Raw genomic sequence first — 2,091 nt, forward strand, 5'->3', positions numbered from 1 at the left:
CGTGCCGCCCGGTCCGGTGGACAGGGCGGCACGGCCGGTGGAGCCGAAACCGCGGTCGGAACCGCGTCAGGAGGCGAGCGACGCGCTCAGCGTGATGGTCGTGCCCGTGAGCGCCTGGCTCACCGGGCAGTTCACCTTCGCGTCCTCGGCGGCCTTGACGAACTCCGCCTCGTCCAGGCCGGGAACGTCGCCCTCGACCGTGAGATGGATACCGGTGATACCGGTGCCGGGCTGGAAGGTGACATCGGCCTGCGTGGTGAGCTTGGTCGGCGGCGTGCCGGCCTTGGCGAGACCGTTCGAGAGCGCCATCGAGAAGCAGCTCGAATGGGCCGCGGCGATCAGCTCCTCCGGGCTGGTCCTGCCGTTCGCCGCCTCCGCGCGGGAGGGCCAGGAGACCTGCTGGTCCGGGATGCCCGAGGAGTCGAAGGAGACGGTGCCCGTGCCCTGGAGGAGGTTGCCCTCCCAGACCGTGTGCGCCTGGCGCGTGGTGGCCATGGTGGAACCCTTCTGCTTGGTACTGGTCTGCTTGGTACTGGGTGGTACTGGGTGGTGCAGATGCGATTGCGCTCTGAACCTACTGGGACACAAGTCCCTTGGCGTCCCGTGCCAGTGCCGTCAACCGTGAGATCGCCCGGAAGTATTTCTTCCGGTAGCCGCCGTTCAGCATTTCTTCGCTGAACAGCCGGTCGAAGGGAAGGCCGGAGGCGAGCACCGGAATCTCCCGGTCGTACAGCCGGTCGGCGAGGACGACCAGCCGCAGCGCCGTCGACTGGTCGGGCACGGCCGTGACATCCGTGAGACAGACGGCCCGCACTCCGTCCGTGAGCGCTCCGTACCGGCTCGGATGGACCTTGGCGAGATGGTCGAGCAGCCCGGGGAAGTCGTCCAGGCTCGCGCCCTCGGTGGCATAGGCGGCCCTGGTCACCTGATCGTCGGAGTACGGAGCGGGCGCCTCGGGCAGTCCGCGGTGCCGGTAGTCCTCGCCGTCGATGCGCAGCGGACGGAACTGCGCGGCCAGGCCCTGGATCTCGCGCAGGAAGTCGGCGGCGGCGAACCGGCCCTCACCGAGCTTGCCGGGCAGCGTGTTGGAGGTCGCGGCCAGCGCCACACCCGAGTCGACCAGCCGGCGGAGCAGGCTGGAGATCAGGACGGTGTCGCCCGGATCGTCCAGTTCGAATTCATCGATACAGAGCAGCCGGTGGCCGCCCAAGGTCTCCACGGTCTGCTGGAAGCCCAGCGCGCCGACCAGATTCGTCAGCTCGACAAAGGTGCCGAAAGCTTTCTCTTCCGCCGGCGCCGGAGTCGCGTGCCAGAGGGACGCCAGCAGATGTGTCTTGCCGACGCCGTAACCGCCGTCCAGATAGACGCCGCGCGGGCCGGTGGGCGCGGCCGGCTTCTTGGCGAACCAGCGCCGCGCGCTCCTGGCACTCGGACCGTGCGGCCCGCCGAGGCCCGTGGCGAACGCGCTCAGCGCCGCGACGGCCTGGGACTGACTGGGTTGGCCCGGATCCGGTACGTACGTGTCGAAACGTACGGAGTCGAAGCGCGGCGGCGGCACCATGTCCGCGACCAGACGGTCGGCGGGAACACGCGGCTCACGTGCGCAGAGGGCGACCGGAGTCGCTTCGGTGACCGACCGTTGGCCGGAGGCGGCGGTGGAGTACGACACAACTCTTCACTCTATGCGCCGTGCCAGACTGCTTCGCATGCGACGCCTGTTCCCTGTGACCGATCAGACAGTCCCGGCCGAGGGCCGCGCCGAGGAGGGTGCCGCCGAGGACCGTGCCGCCGCGGACCGTGAGTGGACGCTCGACGAACTGGCGGACGCCTACGCGTACCCTTCGGCGGCCCGGGCCGACGGAAGGCCCTGGCTGCGGGCCAATATGGTGTCCACGCTCGACGGCGCCGCCCAGCACGACGGCCGCTCGCAGACCATCTCCTCCGCCGCCGACATGCGGATCTTCGGAACGCTGCGCGGGCTCGCCGACGCGGTGGTGGTCGGCGCGGAAACGGTTCGTCTGGAGGGCTACCGGCCGGCCCGCGCCCGGGAGGCGTTCGCCGCGCGCCGCGCGGCGGCCGGCCAGGGCCCCG

The 2,091-nt window shown here is 70.5% G+C and carries 3 protein-coding genes; 1 reads left to right on the forward strand and 2 read right to left on the reverse strand.

Translation table 11 applies throughout. The annotated features are described in order from the left end of the window. Positions 1–66: 66 nt before the first annotated feature. A complete protein-coding gene (locus tag GA0115259_RS29545) occupies positions 67–495 on the reverse strand; it encodes an OsmC family protein (protein ID WP_093602691.1) in 429 nt (142 codons plus the stop codon). 79 nt (positions 496–574) lie between these two features. Continuing rightward, entirely contained in the window at positions 575–1,669 is a 1,095-nt protein-coding gene (zapE, locus tag GA0115259_RS29550) for a cell division protein ZapE (RefSeq protein ID WP_093602693.1), read from the reverse strand. A gap of 37 nt (positions 1,670–1,706) precedes the next feature. Here zapE and GA0115259_RS29555 point away from each other — a divergent pair. Continuing rightward, the coding region (locus tag GA0115259_RS29555) for a dihydrofolate reductase family protein (RefSeq protein WP_176732693.1) at positions 1,707–2,091 on the forward strand (385 nt) is incomplete at its 3' end.

This window comes from Streptomyces sp. MnatMP-M17 (assembly GCF_900091995.1).
Lineage (GTDB): Bacteria > Actinomycetota > Actinomycetes > Streptomycetales > Streptomycetaceae > Streptomyces.

Bases quoted from the DNA above. Each gene is read 5' to 3' on its own strand.
- GA0115259_RS29545 (WP_093602691.1), bottom strand. From the start codon at position 495: ATGGCCACCACGCGCCAGGCGCACACGGTCTGGGAGGGCAACCTCCTC.